Genomic DNA, 16,495 nt, shown 5'->3' with positions numbered 1-16,495 from the left:
TTGCTAATGGAAAGTTAAGGTGTCCGTGCGAGGCACGGTTATAAATGCGCCGTGCAGCGGCGGAACCATCATTCGCCATTCTCCATTTCAATTTTCAATTCAAATATTCTTGTTCGAGAATATCTGCACATTCCTCAATCGAGAGTGCGTCGATCGGCAGCTTTTCACCGTCCTGCTGATCGAGGTCGTACAGGACTTCGATGGTCTGCGGTACGGTCAGGGAAGCCGCGCGCAGCTTGTCCACCTGCGTGAAGATCTCGCGCGGAGCGCCGTCCATCAGCACGTTGCCCTTGTGCATGACAACCACACGCTGCGCCTGTACGGCCTCGTCCATGTGGTGGGTGATAAGGATAACGGTGATGCCGAATTTGCGGTTCAGCTCACGGACAACATTCATGACCTCACGGCGGCCCTGCGGGTCGAGCATGGCGGTCGGCTCATCGAGTACAACGCAGCGCGGCATCATGGCGATAACGCCTGCGATTGCGATTCGCTGCTTCTGTCCGCCGGACAGACGGTGCGGCGCCTGTGCACGGTATTCGTACATGCCGACGGCACGCAGTGCATCGTCAACGCGCTTGCGGATCTCTGCGGGCGGCACGCCCATGTTCTCCAGCGCAAATGCAACATCTTCTTCAACAACGGTAGCGACAAGCTGGTTGTCCGGGTTCTGGAATACCATCGAGACGGTCTTGCGCACCTCATAGGTGTTGTTTTCGTCGCGGGTGTCCATCATGTCAACGTAGCATACGCCGCCGGTCGGCAGACGGATCGCGTTGAAGCAGCCGGCAAGCGTACTCTTGCCCGAGCCGTTGTGACCGAGCACCGCGACGAACTCGCCGCGCCGGATGGAAAGATTTACGCCCTTTAGCACAGGAACGGAAAGCTGTCCGTCCTCGGTGGGATAGGCGTACTGCAGGTTTTCGGTTTTGATGATTTCACTCATTTATTTTCGTCCTTCGGTAAAAAAAGGTTATTATTCTTCCGCGATAAACCGTGCCGACGAGCCGCACGGCAGCACCAGACCGGTCGATTCGACCGGCAGGCCAAGCTCCTGCGCCTCAATCTTGCCGGCGGCGCGTTTGCCTGCGGTGATGCCGAGCAGATAGCTCATCACAGACGGCGCAAGGCCGGTGGAATAGCTGGAAATGAGCACGAACAGCGGCTTGTCGCTCAGCACGCCCATGGTCAGATCAATGAAGTCGGCAACGTCCTCCTCGATCTTCCACGTCTCGCCGGACGGACCGCGGCCGTAGCTCGGCGGGTCCATAATAATCGCGTCGTACTTGCGTCCGCGGCGGATCTCGCGCTGCACGAACTTTTTGCAGTCGTCCACGATCCAGCGGATCGGGCGGTCACTCAGGCCGGAGGACGCGGCGTTCTCCTTGGCCCACTGCACCATGCCCTTGGACGCGTCAACATGGCAGACGGACGCGCCGGCGTTTGCCGCCGCGAGCGTTGCACCGCCGGTGTAGGCGAACAGATTGAGCACGTTGATCGGGCGGCCTGCGTGACGGATCATCTTGTCGATAAAATCCCAGTTGGCAGCCTGCTCGGGGAACAGACCGGTATGCTTGAAGCTCATCGGCTTGAGCTGGAACGTCAAATCGCCGTAGTGGATGGCCCACTGCTCGGGCAGCTTGCGGATTTCCCACTTGCCGCCGCCTGCGTTCGAGCGATGATAGATGGCGTTTGGCTTGTTCCAAACCTTACAGTCCTTGTCGCGCGGCCAGATAGCCTGCGGGTCGGGGCGCTGCAGAATCTGATTGCCCCATCGTTCAATTTTTTCACCGCCGCCGCAGTCGAGCACGGCGTAGTCCTTCCAATGATCTGCGATCCACATAAATATTCTCCATTACATTATATATAAGTAGTTGTTTACACAATAATTCAGTATCTATTCTACCACCAAATATGCACTAACGCAATGAAAAGCGATTAGAAATAAAAGATGTCAAGACAGCGTATTTTGGCGAATACAGCAAAACGGCTGCACCGCAAAGTACAGCCGTTCGAGCGGGAAAAGCGGTCAGAACCGTTCGCAGTAGCCTTCACCGCCGTTTGCAAGCGACTTGAGGGCAGTTTCGCGGCGTTCCTCAGGCTCGTCCGAGATACATACCGCATCGGTCAGCACCTGCCGCGCCTGATACGGCAGATCGAAGAATTGCTCCATTGCCCGCGGACTGTGTCCCATTTCCTGCATAAAATGAAAGGGAATCTCACCGGAGACCTGTTTTTTCCTGTCCTGTGCCATAATTGCACGCTCCTTTCGATTGCAGTATCTCCGGGGATCGTGCTATAATACCATTATAAAATTAGTAATGAGTAATTAGAAATTAGTAGTTATAGAGTGGAGAGTGAAGAGTTGAGAGTGGAGAGCACCTTATCTCTTCACTCTGCAATCTCCACTCTTCACTCTCATATCAAGGGGTAAGAAATGGATTTACAGAAGAACAAGGTTTATCGTTGTCAGATTACGGATTACACAGCGGACGGTACGGGGTTTGCGAAGATCGAAGGCCGGGCGGTATTTGTGCCGCGTACGGCAGTTGGCGATCAGTGTGATGTCCGCATTGTCAAGGTGACGAAAAATGTGGCGTTCGGCAGGGTAGAGAAGATTATCGTGCCGTCGGGACAGCGCATTGAGCCTGCATGTCCGGTGGCGGATAAGTGCGGCGGCTGCTGTTATCAGCACATTACCTACGGGGAAGAACTGCGTGCGAAGGAGAAAAAGGTGCGTGATGCGCTGACGCGCATTGGCGGTCAGGACGGCGCAAAGCTGCTCGGCATCACGGGTGCGCCGACCACTGAGCATTACCGTAACAAGGCGCAGTATCCGGTCGGACGGGACAAAGAAGGCAGCATCGTTACCGGCTTTTACCGTCCGCGCAGCCACGACATTGTGCCGGTGGAGAAATGCCTCATCCAGTCGGAGACGGCGGACAAGATTGCCGCCGTGGTGCGTGAATGGATGACGGAATTTTCGGTCATGCCGTACGATTATGAGAAAAAACGCGGTACGATTCGGCATATTTACGTTCGTGTGGGCGAAAAAAGCGGCGAAAGCCAGCTGACGCTTATTTCCGCGACGAAGAAAATGCCCAAACTAGATGTGCTGGTCGAGCGTCTGCGCGCGGCAGCGCCGTCGCTGACGGGTATTCTGCTCAACCACAACCAGCGCGACGACAACGTGATTCTGGGTAACCGGACGGATGTTCTCTGGGGTGAGCCGATGCTGGAGGACCGCCTGTGCGGGCACACGTTTTTGCTCTCGCCCGAGGCGTTTTATCAGGTCAATCACGCGCAGGCCGAGCGTCTGTATGCGTGTGCGGTGGACTACGCCGGTCTGACCGGCGAGGAGACCGTGCTTGACCTCTACTGCGGTGCGGGTACGATCACGCTGGCGCTGGCCGAGCACGCAAAGACTGCCATTGGCGTGGAAATCGTGCCGGAGGCCATCGAAAACGCCAAGCGCAACGCGCTCCGCAACGGCATGGAAAACACAGAGTTCTTCTGTGCGGATGCGGGTCAGGCAGCGCAGCGGCTGGCCAAGCGCGGTATTGATGTGCTGGTGGTCGATCCGCCGCGCAAGGGTCTGGACGCGACTGCACGCGACGCGATTCTTAAAATGCAGCCGCCTAAGGTCGTGTACGTTTCGTGTGACCCGGCAACGCTTGCGCGCGATGTGGCGGAGCTGTGCGGCGCAGGCTACACACTCGAGAAGGCACAGGCGTTCGATCTGTTCCCGAGAACTTTTCATGTGGAGACGGTTGTCTTGCTTTCCAAGGGAGAGGTCGACTCGAAAAAGATTCGGGTTGAGTTCTCTTTGGAAGATATGGATATGTCCGAATTTCAGGATGGGGCAACCTATCCGCAGATCAAGGAGTATGTGTTGGAGCATACCGGGTTAAAGGTGTCCAACCTCTATATCTCACAGATTAAACGAAAATGTGGGATTGGGGTTGGTAAGAACTATAATCTGCCGAAGTCCGAGAATTCCAGACAGCCCCAGTGTCCGCCGGAAAAAGAGAAAGCAATCCGAGAAGCATTCAAATATTTTGGGATGATCTAACATCCAGCAAAGTGGAGGTTTCTTATGGATAGGTTGATTTCTTGTGAGTTCAACATGGATAATGCCTGTGTGGAACTGAAATTCTTAGATGGCAGTATGATTGCTATTGATACAATAGCCGTGGAGAATGAGGTTGCTGACAATATGTATCAGCGGTCAGAGCTGGACTATCTAATCTACAATGACCCGATTGGATATGCAGACCTTGTTTTGAACGGAAACCCCGAAATTTATCTAAAAACTGTAACTGAATGTAAACCCTTAGATTAAAACTCAGCCCTCTGCCTTTTTCATTGGCAGAGGGCCGTTTTTTGCCTAACAGTTATTGAGCATCCCTTAATTGCTCTACAACACTGCATTTCGCTGCGTTGTCATACATCATGCAAGGAATCAGCCACCCCAGCAGAAGAAATACCGGAATTGTCAGCAGGACAGGCAGAATGGTGAATCGATACTCAAAGAACCAGAACATACTGCCCAGCATTTTTCCCGCAAGAGGTCCCACCGCCAGCGACAGAATAAAGGCCGCCGCTACAGAAGACATTGCGTAAAACAACCCCTCGTAGATCAGCATGGTTTTGAGTTGCCGGTTCGTCATTCCTACAGCCTGAAGCACAGCAAATTCACGGCGGCGGGAAAGAATACCGGTCATCATGGCGTTGAAGAAATTTAAGAGTCCCACCAGCCCGATGATAGCACAGAGGATACCACCTATCAGAAGAAACATCTGCCGGAACTGAGCAAATTCAGAGCGAGCCGTGGCCTTGCTTTCATACATCAAGGGCGAAAACTCACCGGCAGTGAGCTTCGATAGATACTGCTCTGCTTCGGCCTCGTCAACTTCGTCCGCTGTGTCGAACAGGTAGAGCATCGGAATGGCCGCACCACCGCTGTCCCGCTGTGCGGTATCCACAGACAAAACTGCATCATAGCCAACGCCGCTATAACGATAACTCATGGAATTCGGAAGATTTACCAAGGCGCAGACCGTGTACTCTACATCTCTGGCTCCATACAATTTTTTCATGTACCCCTCCGGTGTATCTTCGGTGCGGAGTTCTCCGGTGCGGCTGTCGATATATTTCACATCATCCGCATAGGTAGCGGTGATCGTGTCTCCCACCTTGGGGTAGTATTCAGGATTGAGCAGATTACCGTAGTCATCTAAGGAAACCGCAATGGCAATAGCGTTATTGTCCGGCTCCAGCATAGGAGAAATATCTCCGTCGAGCACTTGCAGCTTGTCAAACAGACTGTTATCCAGAGCCTCGATTCTGGTATCTCCCATCACCATATTGCCCCGGTGCTCCATGCGGCTCATATGGCTGTCCAACTGCTCGGCACTTTCGTACCTTGCATAGTCCTGTCGCAAAGCATCCTCCGTCATCCACAGGTAGGCGGGTTTTCGCACAGCATATCCCGTGCCGGAAAGACTGGCCTTTGTGTTTGCTGCGATCTCTTCGATTTGTTCTGGCGTGATGAATTCATCTGTCGGATTGTAACGGAAATAGTCGGGCGTGCTGACGATAAAATCGGCGCAGGTCATGGAGGATACATACTTCTCCATGCTGAAGCCGCCCACAAAGGCACACAGCGCATTGAACAGTGTCACCGACAGTGCCAGAGACAACACCACCAGTACCGTCTTTTTCTTGTTTCGTCCCAGATTGGCAAAGGCCATCTGATGGAGCTTTGCTCCTCGGATGCTGCGCCGTTTTTTCTTGGTCTGCATCACATCCGTATATTTGGTAGCCTCCACCGGAGAAACCTTGGCTGCCATTTTTCCGGGCTTGGAGCAGGACAAGAGCACTGTCAGCAGAGCAAACAGCACGGAGCCAACAAAGATCACAGGCGAGGTGCTGATGGTAGTGATGCCCACCTCCAACTGGGTGGAGCGCAAGACAACAGGTACCAGAACAGCGCCGATGCCGTAGCCCAGCAGCAGCCCTGCCGGAATGCCGATCAGACAAAGCAGAAGTGCCTGCTGGCGAATGATACGTTTGAGCTGCCGGGGCGTTGTGCCAATGGTTTTCAGAAGTCCGTAAAACCGGATATCTCCCGCAACAGAGATCTGGAAAATGTTATAGATGATAAGATACCCAGTGAAAATCACCAGCAGCAAAAAAGCTGCTATGGCGACCATCAGCTCTGGATCGAGCTGTGACTCCAGCTGGGATGAGGTATATCCCCAATTGACGCCAATCCGGACGCTGTTGGGATCGGTATAGCTGTCCCATGTGTAACCAAGATCGGTATCCACCTGCTCCATCTGCCCTTGAATGTTTGTGCCGGAGGCCATCATGACATTCAGGTCAGTGCGGAAAGGCTGTAAACCTGTTTTCACTGCCTGCGCTTCGATGTCATCTGCGTAATCACGGCTGATGTTGATGTAATGAACAGGCATTAGTTCATCATAGTCCCAATAGCCCACCAGCGTAAAGGCATCTGTTACAGTAAAGGCGGTTTGATCCTTGTCCGTAATGGAATAGGAAACCGTGACCTCGGTGCCCAGTTCCGGCGTTACGCCAAGCAGTTGCAACGCTGCCGTATCCATGGCTACCTCTTTGCCGCTTTCGGGCATCCGTCCGGTAGTAGGGGTTGCATAGCTCCATTTAGTGCAGTTGGCATCCATGTAGCTGATCTCTGCCGGGGTTTTGGCAAAGACCCCCTCCGCAGTGATACCGATTACCTTCCGTGCCCCCGCAGCCTTCACCTTTGGGTGAGCAGCGATACGTTCCGCCTGCTCGGGGGAAACATCCTTAAAGGTGCCATGCGCATAGCCGCCTACCTGCCGAAACTGGTAGGTTTCATAACTGGCGTTCAACGACAAGACAATGGTGAACATGGACGTAAATAGCAGCGTTGTCAGCGCAATGGCAAAAATAGCGATCAGATTGCGGCGACGGTTCGCATAAAGAGATTTTAAGCTGAGCTTTCGAATACATTTTCTGTTTTTGACATTCATCGTAACCACCTCCCGTTAGTTCTGGGAGACGATCCGACCATCTTCGATACGGATAATGCGGTCTGCCATCTGCGCAATTTCTTCGTTGTGAGTGATCATCACGATGGTCTGGGCAAATTTTTGACTGCTCACCTTCAGCAGACTCAGAACATCCTGGCTGGTTTTGGAATCCAGATTGCCGGTGGGTTCATCTGCCAGAATGATAGCGGGTGCTGCCGCCAGCGCACGGGCGATTGCCACACGCTGCTGCTGACCGCCGGAGAGCTGATTGGGCAGGGCATCCAGACGCTCATCCAGCCCAAGGGTCTGCACGATCTGCTGTACGAAATCCTTATTGACCTTGCCACCGTCCAGCTCAATGGGTAGAACGATATTTTCATACACATTCAGCACCGGAACAAGATTATATGCTTGGAACACAAAGCCGATTTTCCTGCGGCGGAAGATGGTCAGGGCTTCCTCCTTCAGGGAGAAAATATCCTGTCCGTCCACCATAACCGTGCCGCTTGTAGGGCGATCCAGCCCGCCCAGCATGTGCAGCAGCGTGGATTTGCCGGAGCCGGATGTGCCGACAATTGCAACAAATTCGCCCTTCTTTACACTTAAATCAACTCCATCCAACGCATGAACTGCGTTATTGCCGGAGCCATAAATCTTTTTCAGGTTTTTTGCCTGTAAAACTTCCATAAATGAGTACCTCCATGAAAAAATCTGTATGTATGAAAGGAAATGATCCTTTGATACATACAGATTATCGCATAGGAATCTTTCCACATTCTTTCCGGCGAAAAATGAAATCTAACAGTTTTGATAGAATTGTTGTTATTTCGGCAGAAATATGGAAAACGTACTTCCTTTTCCCGGAACGGAAGCAACCTTGATATAACCGCCCTCGCCGGATATGATCTGTCGGGCAAGGTATAAGCCAATGCCGACCCCTTCTTGTTTCTGCACACTATTTGAGCGGTAAAAGCGAGCAAATATCTTCGCTTGCTCAGTTTCCGGTATGCCTAAACCGGTATCCGATATATCGATCCTTGCAAACATTTCATAGCTTACGGCAGAAATAGTAATGGTGCCATGCTCTGTATATTTGATGGCGTTGTCTACGATATTAGCCAGCGCTTCCGCTGTCCATTTGAAGTCGAATACAGCAAAAGCATCTGTATCCTGCATTTGCAAAGACAATCCTTTTTCAGAAGCCTTGGCGGCATATTGTTCTACTACGCTTTCAAGCAGCGGCTGCAGCGCTGCTTGCTGAGGGAAGAGTGAAATGATCCCGTTTTCCAGTCTGGAAAGCTTTACGAGAGAATCGATCAGAAATCGCAGCTTTTCCGATTGTTTGTACAGCGCCTCCACATTTGCCTTCGCCGATGCAGGCAGAGTTTCCTCCATCAAAAGCTCGCTGTATAACAGCAGGTTTGCAATCGGCGTTTTTGTCTGGTGGGAGATGTCCGCAATCAAGGTTTTGATTTTGTCTTTTTCCTGCGCTATGTTTTGAGAAGATGCTTCTGCGGCGGAAAGATAGTGCGCAAACTTCGTTTCCAATGCAGATAGCTGGCTTTCATCAAAATTGGTTTCAGAAAAGGAGCCGGTCATGGCAGCGTCCAGCATTCTTTCGATTTCTTCCATCGTTTTTCTGGCCTTTCTCCGCTCCCATAACACAACAGCTGCCGCCGCCAGAAAACACAGCAGTATGATCACAATGCCGGTTTTATTCATCTTTTGTCACCCAGCTATAACCGATTCCATAGACGGTTTTAATGTATTTCTGTGCGCCAAGCTTATCCCTCAGACGCTTGATCGTAACAGACAAAGCATTTTCATCCACATATTCTGCGCCATCTGTCCAGACCCGGTCGACAAGGTCTCCACGGGTCATGGTTCGGCCTCGGTTTTCAACAAGCAGGCGCAGTAATTTTTGTTCTGTTTTACTCAATTCCACTTTTGAATCTCCCACATAAAAGGTCATAGCCTCAAAGTCAAAGTGAAATAGATCCATATGGATCGGCGCATTTTTATGGCTTGACGCTTGCTTTCGCAGTTGGGTATTCACCCTTGCCCGCAAAACCGAAAGAGAAAAGGGCTTGGTAATGTAATCATCAGCACCTCTCTCCAGTCCGTCTACGATGTCCAGATCGGTGTCGTTGGCAGTCAGCAGAATAACAGGAACTCCGGGTATGTTTTCCTTGACCTCCCGGAGCAGCTCAAGCCCACTGCCATCCGGCAGATTGATATCCAACAGGATCAGGGATACACCGCCGCAAAGCAATTGCTCTCTTGCCGCTTTTAGATCATGGCAGGATATAATCTGGCGGTCATCTGCTTTCAGCGCTTTGCATAAGCCTTGATTCAAGCCGATATCATCTTCAACAATCAGTAATTGCTCCATATATCTCACTCCCTCGTTATTCAAATACCACCATTATTTCCTTGGGCAATTTTTCGTTCTCACAGTTCAGAAGATAGGCGATTGCTCTGCTTGCAAATTTGTTTGTTTTCACTGTATCCCAATCGGCAAGCAAAATGACCTCTGCCTTGCCGTTCTCAAAATCTAATGATATTTCGCCCCATTCGCCGTCGCAGTCTGCCTGATATTCGTAGATTGCGGCGGCGATTTTCTTTTTTCGCTTGATCTTGGATTTCTGTTTTAGCCGGACTGCATGGATTGCGCCCTCGGCAACCAACAATTCCGTCAACTTGTCCACTGCTTTTCGGTAGGCTCGTTCTGCACCGCTGGCTGTACTGCCCTCAAACATAACCGCCAGTTCTTCAAAGGTGGGGCGGTCTTTCCATGAGCTGACACGCCCACAGGTCATGCAAATTGCTAACCGTTTTTCAAGCAAGGTCTGTTCCCGGTAATTCAGTTTCTCAAATGCCCGCTGCACCTTTTCTGCCTGTATGCCGTTCCAGAGGATATCGGTATAGTTCCAGCTATCGTCAAGGGCTACATCCTCGCCTGTTTCCTCGCCGTTCTCGTCTGTCACATAGAATGGCTGCTGATTGCGGATTCCACGGACAACTTTCAGATATTCTTCCGCAAGGGCAAGATCGCAGTTGTATTTCTTGGAAAATTCGTTGACCGCATCCTTGGTATTGTGGTACAGCCAAGCCATTGACCGCACCATTTTGTAATTGGTCAGAGAGGACACCGACCATTTTTCTTCGCCCATGCGAAAACGGAGCATAGCATCCCGGATGAACGGGAAAATGTATGTAGCATACTCTGCACCCTTGGCAAGGTCATAGTCCATCAGCTTTTGGAGCATTTGCTCCCGGCAGGAGAGCTTTATATCTATAAATCGGTCTGTGTCATACAGATCGCCGCCATCCACACCGAGAAAGTCTTTGATGCGCTTGTTAAGCTGCGGCTCGTAGTGGTGTAGGAAGAATGAGAAATATATCAAATTCTTTTCCTGCAAGGCAGACAGGATATATTCGTTCAGATTGCCCACCGCTGGAGGCTCCGGTTCCAGTTGGAAGATGCGCTCTGCCGCATAAGGAATGATGCCGTCACCGTGCGGATTGACAGCGTGTTTTGGTATGTATCCGGTCATGTCCCATGAAAAATCACTCAGTATAGCGCACCTCCTTTCGGTTCTTTCTCTATCAATATCGACAGTAATTATGCATCGAACTTTTTGTTAGTAGTATTATTTTCGTCGTCCATCATATCACTTAGCACGGCAAAAGCTTGGCTCAGCGGCACAGCCTTAGAAGTCCAGTTTTTCAAACTAAACAAGTTGGAAGATTCATCAAACACATCAAATTCGTCTGTCCCATCAGTGATTTTCTTCAAGTACAACATTTCTATCAAATACAAAGCTCCCAAGATATTTAGTACATTCTCCTGCTTTGCTTGCTTCAACTGCTCATAGCGGTTGTGCTTGACATCTGTAAATGCTCCCCACCATTGCAACGACTGTGCGGGCTGGGTAATATCCCAATTCATAAACGGTTGTATTTCGATATCGTATTCCTGTACACTGATTTTTTGATTTTTTATATCCGGTGTGTTGGTCAAAATATACTGTGCATAGTCTGCAACCGTTTTTCGATCCGTTGTATTGAAACCGCAAAACTCTTTGAATACAGTATCCAACTCTGCCCCTATGGCTTGAATTAAGAGGGCATATCCGTTAGAAAATGCATCAAAATTGTCCTCATGTAGTTCTACAAACTCTATTGATTCAACAAAACGCTTTTCGAGCATTAAGTAGTATTTCCAATGATTCTGACTAAGTTCTTTTCTATTCATGTTTGTCCCTTTCTTTGTATATTTTTGCACTTGCTTCCTTTTTCAAAGCCGCCTGGTCCATTTCTTTTTCATAAGCTCCCTTGGCATAGGCTACATTGCTCAATGCCCGGAGCATCTTATCTTTTGCCAGCTTTTTCATAACCTCTGCAAGATCAGCGTCCAGAGTACCACGCTTCACATAGCGGTTTATGGTGTTCAGCCGTTTCTCATAAATCTGTTTCACCGGATGATCGTCCGCAAGCTCCCGTTGTTCTCTGCCTTTCAGGTTGCCGATCTGCCGACAGGTGCGGTGCAGCTTGTCCCCCGGTGCATAGCCGCCACAGTATTTGGTGTGCCGTGCGTTGGTGGTCAGAAACCACTTGCCGCAGATTTTGCATTTCTTTGGTGCATGACCAACACACAGGCCCTCAAAGAGATCAGACCGGAACATCCCTACAAAGGATACATAGTGCATCCGCTTGACCAGCTTCGCAACTTTTTCGCCGGGACGGATGACGGATACATACTGAACGGAATTGTTCAGGGTAGACATCCAGGTATTGCCTTCCGTGATGGAAAACTCCGGCGGGAAATAGCTGCCGAACATTTTTGCAAAACCCTCTGCGGTGCGGTCTGCTTCGTTGCCGTCTGTTTTTTCTGCAAAATCAAGCATGGCCGTTTGGTATTCCCCAAGGGAGTATGCCAGATGCCCGAAAACTGCGGTATAGCGTTGGAGCATCATCGCATCGGTAAAGTTCTGGATTTCTTCAAATTGCAAAGAATTGGTTGCGGCTTTTATGGCAAACTCCACATATTTCAGCGCATTGTCCACAGTAAAGACTTTTTCAATCCGTTCTCTGTGCTTTGAGATATTCATATAGGAGAACGGCGGTGTTTGACTGAGAATATCGAGCATCGTCAGAGCAGCTTCCTTTGCAATAGGACAGAGTGCAGAAGCATCCTGTCCGGCGTTTAATATTCCAAGCAGCAGATTGATTTTCTCGCATTGCTCGTTTATTTTTGCAATGGTATTCACAGGAACATTCAGTGCATCACAGGCAAGCGTACCGACAGGAAATGTTTTGCTCTCATATATGACCGTATCCTGCCAGAAATCCAATGTCATCAATTCTTGATTCATGCTTGCCCTCCTGTCCTGTTTTTTCATTTTTCTAATTATATCATGTAAATGTGAAGAAATCTACGTCCTCAGATAAGTTGTCCTGTTTTTTGAAACAGGATTGTCCTGTCATTAGCCTGTTTTTTGAAAAATCCGTCATAACCATAATAGAAGGAGCGAAGCACCTGCCAATCACGGCGGGTGCTTCGTGCTTTCCAGAATATTATGAACGGAGGGTTTTCTATGACAATCTATGAAACCATCAAGGCGGCAATCAGCGTCAAGCAAGCCGCCGAACACTACGGGCTGAAAGTGAGCCACAACGGCATGGCTTGCTGCCCGTTCCACAACGACAGGCATCCGAGCTTGAAGCTGAATGAGGACTATTTTTTCTGCTTCGGCTGCGGAGCCAAAGGGGATGTGATCGACCTTGTGGCAAGGCTGTTCAATCTGAGCAGTTATGAAGCAGCGCAAAAGCTGGCTTTGGACTTCGGGCTTGACCCGAAACCGCCCACTGCCGCAGCTATGGTCAAGCCGAAGCGTCCCTATATCCGTCAGTTCCGGGAGGATGAAATGCTGTGCTTCCGGGTGCTGACGGATTATTTGCATCTGTTGGAAGATTGGAAAGTGCGCTATGCTCCCAAGACACCGGAAGATGCTCTGGATGACCGTTTTGTGGAAGCCTGCCAGATGCACTGCCATATCGAATATATGGCAGATGTGCTGACGGTGGGTGATCTGGAAGAACGGGTGGCATTGGTGGACAAGCTGATGCAGGACGGCAAAATTGCTTTTCTGCAAGAGTATACCGCACAAAAGAAAAAGGAGGTGGCGCACCATGGCGAAGAACCGGAAAACGCCTGATATGAACTTGCCCATGTGGTTTGACGGGCAGAACATCAACGAAGCTCTGTTTTGTGAAGAATTTCTGCAAGAGCGCAGGATCATCTTCGCAAACGGAGCTTTTTTCACGCCCGATGGTCGAGTGACGGACGATCTTCCTCTGCGTGGGGAGATTTACGACAAGCTGAAATTCTGTGCCGTAAACAATATCCCCCGGAAGATCACCAACATTCTGGAAGTGCTGAAACTGGAAGCGCAAGTGCCGGACTTTCCACCGGAGCAGGATCGGATTCATTTGTCCAACGGTACGCTGCTATTGAACGGCACATTTACCGAGGGCAGACCGGCTATCGTGCGGAGCCGTTTGCCGGTTGCTTACAATCCCGATGCTACTGCGCCGGTGATCTGGCTGAACTTTCTGGATAGTTTGCTTTACGCCGAGGACATTCCAACTTTGCAGGAGTTTATCGGCTATTGCCTGATTCCCTCCAACAAGGGGCAGCGCATGATGGTGATTAAAGGCAACGGCGGCGAGGGTAAATCTCAAATCGGTGCGGTACTGTCTACCATCTTCGGCACGAATATGAAAGACGGCAGCATCGGCAAGATTTCTGAAAACCGCTTCGCCCGTGCCGATTTGGAACACATTCTCCTGTGCGTGGATGATGATATGCGGATGGAAGCTCTGCGCCAGACCAACTATGTAAAATCCATCGTGACAGCACAAGGCAAGATGGATTTGGAACGTAAAGGCAAGCAGAGTTATCAGGGCTGGATGTTCGCCCGATTGCTGGCATTCAGCAACGGTGATCTGCAAGCCTTGTATGACCGCAGCGACGGATTTTATCGCAGACAGCTTGTGCTGACCACCAAGGAAAAGCAGGTGGACAGAGCTGATGATCCTGATCTTGCAGAGAAGATGAAAGCTGAAGCCGAGGGTATCTTCCTGTGGGCATTTGAAGGCTTGCAGCGGCTTGTTGCCAACAACTTTAAGTTTACGGAGAGTGACCGCATCCGTGAAAATCGGGAAGCGGTCAAGCGTGACAACAACAATATCTTTGATTTCATGGAATCAGAGGGATATATCCGGCGCAAAGCGGATGCGTCCATCAGCTCCAAGGATTTCTATGAAATCTACCGGATGTGGTGCGAGGAAAACTCCCTTGCACCGCTGAAAGCCCGCAGCTTCAGCGACGCCATGATTGCCAATGCCAGAAAATTCAATCTGGAGCATTGCAACAACATCACCAACTCTGCTGGACGGCGGGTTTGGGGATTCATGGGAGTGGAAGCCATTGCACGACCTCATATAAATGGGTTTTACGGAGATTCGCCGTGTACGTACGTACCGGAGGACATTCCGGAGGAATGGCGGCAGGTCGAGTAAATCCCATTGCTGGTACGTATGTACGCAGCAAAAGAGCGTGAAACGCTTGTTATAGAAACAGCACACATCCTCTCGTTCGGGCTGTTTCTATGTCCACAGGCTTTTGAAAAAGTGTCTGTGGACACCGGCTGCAAGAGGAAGTTGACACAGAACAGCTTCATGCAGACGGGCTGACCATGGGAAAAGGCGCAGACATTTTCGCCTTGGTCAGCAGAGGTCACCGCAGTGACCGCATTCCCCCTCGGGAGAGCCCTCGGAGAGCCCACGGCACTTTGCAGCCAGTATGGATGAAAGTGTCATAGTGGGTTATTACACTTTGAAAAAGTGCCGTTCTCCAGCCTTCCGCTGTTGCAAATCTCAAAGAAAGGAAAAATCCAATGGCAAGAAATGATGGAATAGACCGTACCGTAGCCAGAAATCAGGACTTGGAAACACCGGCTGATGTGGCGAAGGTACAGGAACACAATGAGCGTGAAAAGGACAGCTACAGCAATCAGGACATCGTGCCGGAACGCACTTCTCTGAACGTCCATTTCAAAGCACCCACGGACGATTATGTAAAAATGTTTGAGCAGATGGAACAAGACGGCGTGATCTCCACCAGAGGTCTGAAACCGGATGCCGTCAAATACGGTGAGTTGGTATTTGATGTGAATTCCGCTTATTTCTACAATCATGGCGGCTATGAATTTGCGAAACAGTTTTATGCCGATGCCTACAAAGCTGCTGCGGAGATCGTAGGTGGTGAGCAGTATATCCTCTCTGCTGTGATGCACGCCGATGAGCGCAACCGAGCAATGTCCGAAGCTTTGGGCGAAGATGTGTACCACTACCACCTTCATGTGGTTTATATCCCGGTGGTGGAAAAGCAGATCCTTTGGTCGAAGCGATGCAAGGATGAAGCCCTCCGGGGAACCGTTAAGGAGGTCATCACACAGGTCAGCCGCAGTAAGAAATGGGAGTCCAAGCCGGTGCTTGGCGAGGACGGAAATCCCATGCTCAACGCAAAAGGGAAAAAGATTTTGAAGTCATCCTACAGTGTGTTGCAGGATGACTTTTTCAATTTCATGCGAAACGCCGGTTATACCGATGTGGAGCGTGGAGAACGTGGAAGCACCGAGGAACATCTGACTGTGACCCAGTTCAAGGTGCAGGCAGAACAGCAGCGGCTGGAAGCTGTGACCGGGCAGGTGGCACAGGCAGAACAGAATTTGGAGGATGCCAAAGCTGCCACAGCAAAACAGAAAAAGAAACTGGAATCTTTGCAAAAGGAAACCAAGGCGGCAAAGACCATTGCGCTGACAGTGCAGGACATTGAAGTAATGGGCAAAAAAGCCACATTCGGAAACAATATCACGCTGACACCGGATGAATGCGACACACTCAAACGCTATGCGGTCAATGGCATTATCGCCAATGCTGACAACAAGCGTCTGAAAGAAAAACTGGCTTCCGCAGAAAAGACGGTTTCCATCTGGAAGCAGCGGTATGAAGCGGTAAACGAAAAATATATGGAACTCAAACAGAAAGCCCAACCCTTTCTGGATGCACTGGAAATCGCATCCGAAAAGGTTCGGGCTTTTATCAATTCTATCCTCATCAGAGGAAAGCAAACACAGGAACACGAACACCCTGCCCGGAAGCGTGGACAGGATATGGAACTTTGATGGAGGAATCGCCTATTGAAGAAATATTATGAGGAAGCGAAATATAATGCGGCATTTGACCGCTGTGTGGATGTTATGAGCCAGATGCTCCAGAAATATGGACATCAGGTTTTGGATAAATTGGAACAGGACGCACCGCAGGGAGTGGAGCATTCCGAGGAAAGTAATCAAGCGCAGCTTCTGACGGATAAGGCTGCATAAAAT

The 16,495-nt window shown here is 50.3% G+C and carries 16 protein-coding genes; 6 read left to right on the top strand and 10 right to left on the bottom strand.

All coding sequences use genetic code 11. The features are described 5' to 3' along the window. Positions 1-94 precede the first annotated feature (94 nt). The 3 genes from C7386_RS01360 to C7386_RS01350 all read right to left on the bottom strand — a co-directional run bounded on the left by C7386_RS01360 (position 95) and on the right by C7386_RS01350 (position 2,254). Positions 95-946, bottom strand: coding sequence for an energy-coupling factor transporter ATPase (locus tag C7386_RS01360; protein ID WP_110435281.1), 852 nt, complete (start codon positions 944-946; stop codon positions 95-97). 30 nt (positions 947-976) lie between these two features. After that, on the bottom strand, positions 977-1,843 hold the full coding sequence (locus C7386_RS01355; RefSeq protein ID WP_110435280.1) for a class I SAM-dependent methyltransferase: 867 nt from the start codon (positions 1,841-1,843) through the stop codon (positions 977-979). 186 nt (positions 1,844-2,029) lie between these two features. Continuing rightward, positions 2,030-2,254 carry a hypothetical protein gene (locus tag C7386_RS01350; RefSeq protein ID WP_110435279.1) on the bottom strand — a complete coding sequence of 75 codons (225 nt, stop codon included), beginning with the start codon at positions 2,252-2,254 and terminating at the stop codon, positions 2,030-2,032. A gap of 183 nt (positions 2,255-2,437) precedes the next feature. On the opposite strand from C7386_RS01350, the gene rlmD reads away from it, so the two are divergent. Together rlmD and C7386_RS01340 are read left to right on the top strand one after the other, a co-directional pair. After that, positions 2,438-4,072, top strand: coding sequence for a 23S rRNA (uracil(1939)-C(5))-methyltransferase RlmD (gene rlmD / locus C7386_RS01345; protein WP_116704695.1), 1,635 nt, complete (start codon positions 2,438-2,440; stop codon positions 4,070-4,072). A 24-nt stretch (positions 4,073-4,096) separates the two neighbouring features. Then, positions 4,097-4,342 carry a DUF6061 family protein gene (locus tag C7386_RS01340; RefSeq protein WP_006858255.1) on the top strand — a complete coding sequence of 82 codons (246 nt, stop codon included), beginning with the start codon at positions 4,097-4,099 and terminating at the stop codon, positions 4,340-4,342. Positions 4,343-4,394: 52 nt separating this feature from the next. Here C7386_RS01340 and C7386_RS01335 read toward each other — a convergent pair whose 3' ends face one another. The 7 genes from C7386_RS01335 to C7386_RS01305 form a co-directional block, all read right to left on the bottom strand. Continuing rightward, positions 4,395-7,037: an ABC transporter permease gene (locus C7386_RS01335; RefSeq protein ID WP_116704694.1), complete on the bottom strand. Its 2,643-nt coding sequence runs from the start codon at positions 7,035-7,037 to the stop codon at positions 4,395-4,397. A gap of 15 nt (positions 7,038-7,052) precedes the next feature. Continuing rightward, positions 7,053-7,724: an ABC transporter ATP-binding protein gene (locus C7386_RS01330; protein WP_116704693.1), complete on the bottom strand. Its 672-nt coding sequence runs from the start codon at positions 7,722-7,724 to the stop codon at positions 7,053-7,055. A gap of 135 nt (positions 7,725-7,859) precedes the next feature. After that, positions 7,860-8,759: a sensor histidine kinase gene (locus tag C7386_RS01325; protein WP_116704692.1), complete on the bottom strand. Its 900-nt coding sequence runs from the start codon at positions 8,757-8,759 to the stop codon at positions 7,860-7,862. Then, positions 8,752-9,429, bottom strand: a complete 678-nt coding sequence (locus C7386_RS01320; protein WP_055269994.1) for a response regulator transcription factor — start codon at positions 9,427-9,429, stop codon at positions 8,752-8,754. The genes C7386_RS01325 and C7386_RS01320 overlap by 8 nt, the downstream gene beginning before the upstream one ends. Before the next feature lie 16 nt (positions 9,430-9,445). Then, positions 9,446-10,594, bottom strand: a complete 1,149-nt coding sequence (locus C7386_RS01315; RefSeq protein WP_252207706.1) for a sigma-70 family RNA polymerase sigma factor — start codon at positions 10,592-10,594, stop codon at positions 9,446-9,448. Positions 10,595-10,662: 68 nt separating this feature from the next. Continuing rightward, positions 10,663-11,295, bottom strand: coding sequence for a hypothetical protein (locus C7386_RS01310; RefSeq protein WP_021683574.1), 633 nt, complete (start codon positions 11,293-11,295; stop codon positions 10,663-10,665). Then, positions 11,288-12,442 carry a DUF6076 domain-containing protein gene (locus C7386_RS01305; RefSeq protein ID WP_496196134.1) on the bottom strand — a complete coding sequence of 385 codons (1,155 nt, stop codon included), beginning with the start codon at positions 12,440-12,442 and terminating at the stop codon, positions 11,288-11,290. Before C7386_RS01305 ends, C7386_RS01310 begins: the two co-directional genes overlap by 8 nt. Positions 12,443-12,637: 195 nt before the next feature. Between C7386_RS01305 and C7386_RS01300 the strand changes: the two genes are divergently transcribed. The 4 genes from C7386_RS01300 (at position 12,638) to C7386_RS01285 (ending at position 16,492) form a co-directional block, all read left to right on the top strand. Further along, positions 12,638-13,258: a CHC2 zinc finger domain-containing protein gene (locus C7386_RS01300; protein ID WP_055269999.1), complete on the top strand. Its 621-nt coding sequence runs from the start codon at positions 12,638-12,640 to the stop codon at positions 13,256-13,258. Beyond that, positions 13,233-14,624, top strand: coding sequence for a DNA primase family protein (locus tag C7386_RS01295; protein WP_055270001.1), 1,392 nt, complete (start codon positions 13,233-13,235; stop codon positions 14,622-14,624). Before C7386_RS01300 ends, C7386_RS01295 begins: the two co-directional genes overlap by 26 nt. Positions 14,625-15,001: 377 nt before the next feature. Beyond that, positions 15,002-16,291, top strand: a complete 1,290-nt coding sequence (locus tag C7386_RS01290; RefSeq protein WP_021683580.1) for a plasmid recombination protein — start codon at positions 15,002-15,004, stop codon at positions 16,289-16,291. Between the two features lie 15 nt (positions 16,292-16,306). Beyond that, entirely contained in the window at positions 16,307-16,492 is a 186-nt protein-coding gene (locus tag C7386_RS01285) for a hypothetical protein (protein ID WP_021683581.1), read from the top strand. The last annotated feature ends 3 nt before the right edge of the window (positions 16,493-16,495 follow it).

The organism is Agathobaculum butyriciproducens, from assembly GCA_003096535.1.
Taxonomy (GTDB): Bacteria; Bacillota; Clostridia; order Oscillospirales; family Butyricicoccaceae; genus Agathobaculum; species Agathobaculum butyriciproducens.
The sequence above is the reverse complement of the archived record's forward strand: the minus strand, read 5'-3'. Positions and strand labels throughout refer to the sequence as shown.

Bases quoted from the DNA above. Each gene is read 5' to 3' on its own strand.
- C7386_RS01360 (WP_110435281.1), bottom strand. From the start codon at position 946: ATGAGTGAAATCATCAAAACCGAAAACCTGCAGTACGCCTATCCCACC.
- C7386_RS01355 (WP_110435280.1), bottom strand. From the start codon at position 1,843: ATGTGGATCGCAGATCATTGGAAGGACTACGCCGTGCTCGACTGCGGC.
- C7386_RS01350 (WP_110435279.1), bottom strand. From the start codon at position 2,254: ATGGCACAGGACAGGAAAAAACAGGTCTCCGGTGAGATTCCCTTTCAT.
- rlmD (WP_116704695.1), top strand. From the start codon at position 2,438: ATGGATTTACAGAAGAACAAGGTTTATCGTTGTCAGATTACGGATTAC.
- C7386_RS01340 (WP_006858255.1), top strand. From the start codon at position 4,097: ATGGATAGGTTGATTTCTTGTGAGTTCAACATGGATAATGCCTGTGTG.
- C7386_RS01335 (WP_116704694.1), bottom strand. From the start codon at position 7,037: ATGAATGTCAAAAACAGAAAATGTATTCGAAAGCTCAGCTTAAAATCT.
- C7386_RS01330 (WP_116704693.1), bottom strand. From the start codon at position 7,724: ATGGAAGTTTTACAGGCAAAAAACCTGAAAAAGATTTATGGCTCCGGC.
- C7386_RS01325 (WP_116704692.1), bottom strand. From the start codon at position 8,759: ATGAATAAAACCGGCATTGTGATCATACTGCTGTGTTTTCTGGCGGCG.
- C7386_RS01320 (WP_055269994.1), bottom strand. From the start codon at position 9,429: ATGGAGCAATTACTGATTGTTGAAGATGATATCGGCTTGAATCAAGGC.
- C7386_RS01315 (WP_252207706.1), bottom strand. From the start codon at position 10,594: ATGACCGGATACATACCAAAACACGCTGTCAATCCGCACGGTGACGGC.
- C7386_RS01310 (WP_021683574.1), bottom strand. From the start codon at position 11,295: ATGAATAGAAAAGAACTTAGTCAGAATCATTGGAAATACTACTTAATG.
- C7386_RS01305 (WP_496196134.1), bottom strand. From the start codon at position 12,442: ATGAAAAAACAGGACAGGAGGGCAAGCATGAATCAAGAATTGATGACA.
- C7386_RS01300 (WP_055269999.1), top strand. From the start codon at position 12,638: ATGACAATCTATGAAACCATCAAGGCGGCAATCAGCGTCAAGCAAGCC.
- C7386_RS01295 (WP_055270001.1), top strand. From the start codon at position 13,233: ATGGCGAAGAACCGGAAAACGCCTGATATGAACTTGCCCATGTGGTTT.
- C7386_RS01290 (WP_021683580.1), top strand. From the start codon at position 15,002: ATGGCAAGAAATGATGGAATAGACCGTACCGTAGCCAGAAATCAGGAC.